The following is a 7,042-nucleotide window of genomic DNA, read 5'->3' as shown; positions in this document are numbered from 1 at the left end:
GGGCCCTGAAGGCCGCATCTGCGGCGTTGCAGCTCTTGCAAAGGGCCGGGCCATTCGCGGCGAGCTGCGCCTAACAGCTGCAGCCTTCAGGGCCCGCAGAGGCATTGCGGAATTATTCAGGGGTTCCCTAGGTATCTGAGTGATTCGGGGGTCAGTGACCGGCTGACCACCCGGATCTCTGTCGACCCGGCAGTGTCCATTGCCGGGTCAACAACTACCGCTTCAGCTGCACTTTCCTCGGCTGCGTCATATTCTCCGGCAGGAGAATGTCGTTCAGTTCCTCCTCGCTCAGCAACTTCTCCGCGAGCACCAGTTCCTTCACGGTGCGGCCGCTGGCCAGTGCCTGTGCGGCGATGCGGGTGGCATTTTCGTAGCCGATAAAAGGGCTGACCGCGGTAATCAGGCCGATGCTGTTTTCCACCAGCTGGCGGCAGTGGTCCTCGTTGGCGGTAATGCCCTTGATGCAGCGGTTTGCCAGTGTGTCCATGGCCTGGGTCATCAGGCGCAGTGATTGCAGCAGGTTGAAGGCGATCACCGGCTCCATCACGTTCAGCTGCAGCTGGCCGCTCTCGGCCGCGAGGGTGATGGTCAGGTCGTTGCCGATCACCTGGTAGGCCACCTGGTTCACCACCTCCGGGATCACCGGATTCACCTTGCCGGGCATGATCGAGGAGCCCGGCTGCATCGGCGGCAGGTTGATCTCGTTCAGGCCGGCGCGGGGGCCGCTGGAGAGCAGGCGCAGGTCGCTGCAGATCTTGGAGATCTTCACTGCGATGCGCTTCATCACACCGGAGAAGATCACGAAGGCGCCCATATCGGAGGTGGCCTCCACCAGGTTTTCGGCGCAGACAAAATCGATAGCGGAGATTTCCGACAGGGCGTCGACCACCAGTTGGCGGTAGGCGGGGTCGGTGTTGATACCGGTGCCGATCGCGGTGCCGCCCAGGTTGATCTCCCTGAACAGCATGACCAGCTCTTTGACTCTGTCCACGTCCTCGCGCACGGTGGCGGCGAAGCCGGCGAACTCCTGGCCCAGGGTCATCGGGACGGCGTCCTGTAGCTGGGTGCGGCCCATCTTGATCACATTGGCGAACTCGTCCGCCTTCTTGTCAAACTCCAGGCACAGCTGCTCCATCGCGTGGACCAGGTCGCTGTAGCTGAGCAGTATCGCCAGGTTGATCGAGGTCGGGTAAACGTCGTTGGTGGACTGGGACAGGTTCACATGGTTGTTGGGATGGACTTTTTTATAGTCGCCCTTGCTGTGTCCCAGCAGCTCCAGCGCGCGGTTGGCGATCACCTCGTTGGCGTTCATGTTGGTGGAGGTGCCGGCGCCGCCCTGGATCATGTCCACCAGGAAGTGGTCGTGCAGTTCGCCGGCGATGATTTCGTCGCAGGCGCTGCCGATGGCCGCGGCCAGCTCGTGTTCCAGGTAGCCGAGCTCGCTGTTGGCGCGCGCGGCGGCCTTCTTGACCATGGCCAGCGCCTTCACCAGGTTCGGGAAGTGGTTCAGGGTGATGCCGGTGATCTGGAAATTCTCCAGCGCGCGCAGTGTCTGGATGCCGAAGTAGGCGTCGGCGGGCACTTCGCGTTCGCCGAGGAGGTCGCGCTCCAGGCGCGTCTCGGTGCCGGCGGTGAACAGCGGCATGGGTTTCAGTGTGTGGAAATCGCTCGTCATACTGCTTCCTTTGGGTTATTTGCCTGGCGGTGGTGTTTCCACTTGGGCAGTTTCTGGCGCCCCTGCTGCCGGGAGGCTTTTGCGGGACACGCCGTGAATACGTCCCTGTAGGCTTGTCGGCCGGGTCCCTCCGGCCGACAGTCCCGCAAAAGCCTCCCGGCGGCAGGGGCTTCGCATCTGATCGCAGATGTTGTTAATCACTATCAATTAAAGCGGCGTAGCCAAAAAACTCTGCGGCCCTTCGCCGTCCGAAGCGCGGATGTTCTCGCGGATATTGCGATTGATCTCGTCCGAGTCCGGGCCGAAGACACCGCATAGTTTCAGCGCGCTCCTGACGCTGATATTGCGCCCGAGGGACTCCAGAACCACCTTGGTGCAGACCGGCTCGCGCCTGTCGCTGGCGGAGACGCCCAGCTTCAGGCCGGACAGGTAGCTCACCCGGCTCTTGTAGGTGGGGTAGAGGATCGTCTGCGCAATTTCGTTGCGGGTCAGCGCCTCGTAGCCGATCAGGAAAATGCGCTCGGAGAGGAAAAACATCATGCCCTTGTAGCGCGACTTGTACCACTCTTCGCGGTCCGGGTAGCGCATGCGTTCGAAGCGCTGGAAGTAGTAACCGTCGCCGTCCGACTCGATGCGCAGCAGGCTGCGGATGATATGGTCCTGGAAGGTCATCGAATAGTGGTATTCGAAGTAGAAGCCGAGGTACTTGTCCGCGTGGCCCTGGGAGTCATGCATCAGCGTGTCTATATCCCCGGCGTAGGGGCGCGCGGGCGCGGCGGATATACCCGGAGTGCTGCGCACGCGAATGATCTGCGCGAACTGTTCGTGGGGCATCTGGATTTCATGGGGCTCCACGCCGAAGAAGTCGCAGATCCTGGTCAGGGTGTAGCGGGAGGGCTGGGTGTCCCCGCTCAGGTATTTGTTGAACTGCGCGCGGTTGATATCCATGCGCCGGCAGACCTCGGCGATGGAGCGGTAGTAACTGCATAGCAGGCGCAGGTTGTGCGCTAAGTCGCTGCTCATTTCGGCGGTGTCGTCCAGTCGTCTGTGTTCTGGCTGTGGTTCCGGGTTCTGCTGTGCTTCTGGTGGGGGCCAGGGAGGGGCGGTTTTGCCGCGCCGGTAGAGAATATCTAAGGCGTACACTCTCCACAGAGCGAAGTTGGCATCATTTCCCGTACCTTCTGCGTCGGTACATCCATAGCCAGCAGATGATTCAGCTTCGCGTACGCGGCCTCGGTGGTCATGTCCAGACCGCCGATCACACCGGCCTGCAGCAGCGCCGAGCCGGCCGCGTATTTTTCCAGGTCGACGCGGTTTTCCAGGCACTGGGAGACGGCCACACAGACGGTGCCGCGCGCGCTGGCCTGTTCCAGCAGCCCGGTGAATTGTCTGTCGCCGGTCGGTGCGTTGCCGGTGCCGTAGGTCTCGATGATCAGTCCGCGCGGCCCGTATTCCAGCAGCTTGCCGACGAAGTGGGCGGAAATGCCGGGGAAGAGTTTCAGTATCGCGACGCCGCCATCGGCGCGCTCGGGTATCTGGAAGGCCCGGCGCCCGGCGGCCGGGAGCAGGGTGCCGCGGTCGATCTTCATATGGATGCCGACTTCGCCCAGCAGCGGATAGTTTGGCGATGCGAAGGCGTCCAGGGAGCCGGAGCTGACCTTGGTGGCGCGGTTTCCGCGCAGCAGCTTGCCGTTGAAATAGAGGCACACCTCGGCCAGCGCCTCGTCCGCGCAGAGCAGCAGCGCGGCGATCAGGTTGTTGTGGGCGTCGCTGCGCATCTCCCGCAGCGGAATCTGCGAGCCGGTGACGATGACCGGCTTGTCCAGCCCCTGCAGCGCGAAGGACAGGGCCGAGGCGGTGTAGGCCATGGTGTCGGTGCCGTGCAGCACGATGAAGCCGGCGTAGCGGTCGTAGTGGTCGCGGATGCAGCCGGCGATGCGATACCAGTCGCCGGGCTGCATGTTGGCGCTGTCCAGAAGCTGATCGAACGCGTGGAAATCGTACTCCGGCAGTTCGCCGGCGGTGTTCGCGAGCAGCGTTTCCAGCAGCGCTTCCAGGTCGGTATCCGGCACATAGCCGGAAGCGCTGCGCCGCATACCCAGTGTGCCGCCGGTGTAGAGAATCAGGGTTTTCTTCATAGTGCTCGCCGCTGAACCGGTTTTCAGGTGGCGACATTTTTTGCGAAAGCGGCCCGCGGCGCAATTTCGCGGAGTGACGGCACCTGATGCTAGTAGATGCTTTTATAGCATCTGCTGGCATCTGTGTCTGTTCGGGGCTGGGACGCGCACAGGCTCGACGCTTGTGCGCAATTTTATTGACATTTTCCCCCTTATCTCAGTAAGGTTGTCGTCCTTTTTGTCGATTTCTATACCACTTATTGCGCTGTTGCCTGGCTCGAGTCCGGCGCCGGGGTTTTCGCTATCGCGCCGAGCCCCGCCGCGGCATCGCTCAGGACCTGTTGCGCGGAGGGAAGTTGTGAGCGCACCCGTCGAAGAAACCACCGAACTGGCAAGTCAATCCCCTGCTGCGGACGGCGCGCGGCGCGCGGTGCGCATCGGCATCTGCGGCCTGGGCACTGTCGGCAGCGGCACCGTCAATGTGATGGCGCGCAACTTCGAGGAGATTGCCGCGCGCTGCGGCCGCCCGGTGGAGATAGTGCAAATCGGCGCGCGCCGGGACAATCCGGCCTGCGATACCAGCCACCTGGAGGTCACCCGCGAAATCTTCGACGTGGCCAACAACCCGGACGTGGATATCCTGGTGGAGCTGATCGGCGGCACCACCGTGGCGCGCGAACTGGTGCTGGCGGCGATCGACAACGGCAAGCACGTGGTCACCGCGAACAAGGCGCTGATCGCGGTGCACGGCAACGAGCTGTTCGCCGCGGCCGCGGAGAAGGGCGTGACTATCGCCTACGAAGCCGCGGTGGCCGGCGGTATCCCGATCATCAAGTCCCTGCGCGAAGGCCTGGTGGGCAACCGCATCCAGTGGCTGGCGGGCATTATCAACGGCACCGGCAACTATATTCTCACCGAGATGCGCGAGAAGGGACGCAGTTTTGCCGAGGCGCTGGCCCAGGCGCAGGCCCTGGGTTACGCCGAGGCGGACCCCACCTTCGACGTCGAGGGGATAGATGCGGCGCACAAGCTGGTGATCATGGCTTCGCTGGCCTTCGCGATGCCGCTGGCGTTCGACAAGGTCTACACCGAGGGCATCAGCGGCATCTCCAGCGAGGATATCCGCTACGCCGACGAACTCGGCTATCGCATCAAGCACATAGGGCTGGCGCGGCGCACGGAGCAGGGCGTGGAGCTGCGCGTACACCCGACCCTGATTCCCCAGCGCCGCCTGATCGCGAACGTGAACGGCGTGATGAACGCGGTACTGGTCAACGGCGACGCGGTGGGTCCGACCCTCTACTACGGCGCCGGCGCCGGTGCCGAGGCCACGGCCTCGGCGGTGATCGCCGATATCGTCGATGTGGCGCGCACTCTCGAGGCCAAGCCGGATCAGCGCGTGCCCGCCGCCGGCATCGCCGAGAGCGGCTGGGGCGGCGCCCGGGTGCTGCCGATGGAGGAGGTGGTGACCAGCTACTATCTGCGTATCTCCGCCCACGACAAGCCCGGCGTCATGTCCCAGGTGGCGAAGATCTGCAGCGACCAGGGCATCAGTATCGAGGCGTTGATCCAGCACGAGCCGGCCGAGGGCGAGGCGCTGGTACCGGTGGTGATACTGACCAGCCGCGCCAAGGAGGCGCGCCTGCGCGAAGCGGTGGCGCAGATAGAGGCGCTGGATACCGTCGAGGGGGATGTGGTGCGGATTCGGGTCGAGACCCTAGGTTAAGGCGCTTCCGTTTGCAGGAGTGGCCGTTGGCCGCGATCGATTTCGGAAAATCTCCCAAGAGCGATCGCGGCCATGGGCCGCTCCTACGGAAAATCTTTCAAGTTCAGAAATCGAAAAATACCGTGAAATTTATCAGTACCCGCGGCCGCGCGCCGTCTCTCTCCTTCGCCGACACAGTGCTCACCGGTCTCGCCAGCGACGGCGGCCTCTATGTGCCGGAAAGTCTGCCGACATTCTCCCGCGACGAGATCGCGGCAATGGCCGGCCTGGACTACCGCGCACTGGCCTTTCGCATTATCCAGCCGTTTGTCGGCGATGACCTCAGCGACGGGGAGCTGCGCGGCATTATCGAGCGCTCCTACGCCAACTTCCGCCACAGCGCCGTGGCGCCGCTGGTGCAGACGGATACCAACGAGTGGATTCTGGAGCTGTTCCACGGCCCGACCCTGGCGTTCAAGGATTTCGCCCTGCAGTTCCTCGGCCAGCTGTTCGACCACCTGCTGAAAAAGCGCGGCGAGCGGGTGGTGGTGATGGGGGCGACCTCCGGCGATACCGGCTCCGCCGCCATCGAGGGCTGCCGCCACTGCGACAATATCGACATCTTTATTCTGCACCCGCACAAGCGGGTGTCCGAGGTGCAGCGCCGGCAGATGACCACGGTGCTGTCGGACAATGTGTTCAATATCGCCCTCGAGGGCAACTTCGACGACTGCCAGAATATGGTCAAGGCCAGCTTCGCCGACCAGTCCTTTCTGCCCGACGGGCGGCGCCTGGTAGCGGTCAACTCGATCAACTGGGCGCGTATCATGGCGCAGATCGTCTACTACTTCTACGCCGCCCTGCGCCTGGGCGCGCCGGAAAAAACGGTGAACTTCTCCGTGCCCACCGGCAACTTCGGCGATATCTTTGCCGGCTACCTGGCCAGGCAGATGGGCCTGCCCATCGCGCAGCTGGTGATCGCGACCAACGCCAACGATATCCTGCACCGCTGCATCAGCGACAACGACCACTCGCCCAGACCGCTGGTACACAGCCTGTCGCCCTCCATGGATATCATGGTGTCGAGCAACTTCGAGCGGCTGCTGTTTGACCTCTACGGCCGCGACGGCGGCGCTGTGGCGGAACTGCTGGCGGACCGCGGCGTGCCCATGCGGCTGAGCCAGGCGGCGCTGGACAGGGCGCGCGCGCTCTTCTCCTCCTGCCGCGTCGACGACCTGCGCACCGTCGAGGTGATCCGCGAAGTCTTCGAGGGGAGCGAGTACCTGCTGGACCCGCACACCGCCATCGGCGTGGAGGCCGCGCGCCGGGTGCGGCGGTCGGCGGAGCAGCCGATGGTTTGCCTCTCCACCGCCCATCCGGCAAAATTCCCCGAAGCGGTGGCCCGCGCGCTGCCGACACGTGAAATTCCCCTGCCGGCGCATTTGCACGACCTGTTCCAGCGCGAGGAGCGCATGAAGGTGCTGCCCAACGACCTGTCCCGGGTCCACCAGTTTATGGCGACGGCATTGAAATAGCTGAGCGAGA

The 7,042-nt window shown here is 63.6% G+C and carries 5 protein-coding genes; 2 read left to right on the top strand and 3 right to left on the bottom strand.

What is annotated here, in order from left to right; all coding sequences use genetic code 11:
- Positions 1 to 214: 214 nt before the first annotated feature.
- From aspA to ACXAF3_RS06080, 3 genes are all read right to left on the bottom strand, one after another.
- Positions 215 to 1,675, bottom strand: a complete 1,461-nt coding sequence (aspA, locus tag ACXAF3_RS06090; protein WP_475111400.1) for an aspartate ammonia-lyase — start codon at positions 1,673 to 1,675, stop codon at positions 215 to 217.
- A 207-nt stretch (positions 1,676 to 1,882) separates the two neighbouring features.
- Positions 1,883 to 2,698, bottom strand: coding sequence for a helix-turn-helix domain-containing protein (locus ACXAF3_RS06085; protein WP_475111399.1), 816 nt, complete (start codon positions 2,696 to 2,698; stop codon positions 1,883 to 1,885).
- Positions 2,699 to 2,805: 107 nt separating this feature from the next.
- Entirely contained in the window at positions 2,806 to 3,813 is a 1,008-nt protein-coding gene (locus ACXAF3_RS06080; protein WP_475111398.1) for a type I asparaginase, read from the bottom strand.
- Positions 3,814 to 4,180: 367 nt separating this feature from the next.
- Between ACXAF3_RS06080 and ACXAF3_RS06075 the strand changes: the two genes are divergently transcribed.
- Both ACXAF3_RS06075 and thrC read left to right on the top strand, forming a co-directional pair.
- Positions 4,181 to 5,518, top strand: a complete 1,338-nt coding sequence (locus ACXAF3_RS06075; RefSeq protein ID WP_475111403.1) for a homoserine dehydrogenase — start codon at positions 4,181 to 4,183, stop codon at positions 5,516 to 5,518.
- 122 nt (positions 5,519 to 5,640) lie between these two features.
- Positions 5,641 to 7,032: a threonine synthase gene (gene thrC / locus ACXAF3_RS06070; protein WP_475111397.1), complete on the top strand. Its 1,392-nt coding sequence runs from the start codon at positions 5,641 to 5,643 to the stop codon at positions 7,030 to 7,032.
- The last annotated feature ends 10 nt before the right edge of the window (positions 7,033 to 7,042 follow it).

It is taken from the genome of Microbulbifer sp. ABF4_143 (assembly GCF_056160225.1).
This window is presented reverse-complemented; position numbering and strand designations above follow the sequence as displayed.

Coding starts and splice junctions, on each gene's coding strand:
- aspA (WP_475111400.1), bottom strand. CDS start 1,675: ATGACGAGCGATTTCCACACACTGAAACCCATGCCGCTGTTCACCGCC.
- ACXAF3_RS06085 (WP_475111399.1), bottom strand. CDS start 2,698: ATGAGCAGCGACTTAGCGCACAACCTGCGCCTGCTATGCAGTTACTAC.
- ACXAF3_RS06080 (WP_475111398.1), bottom strand. CDS start 3,813: ATGAAGAAAACCCTGATTCTCTACACCGGCGGCACACTGGGTATGCGG.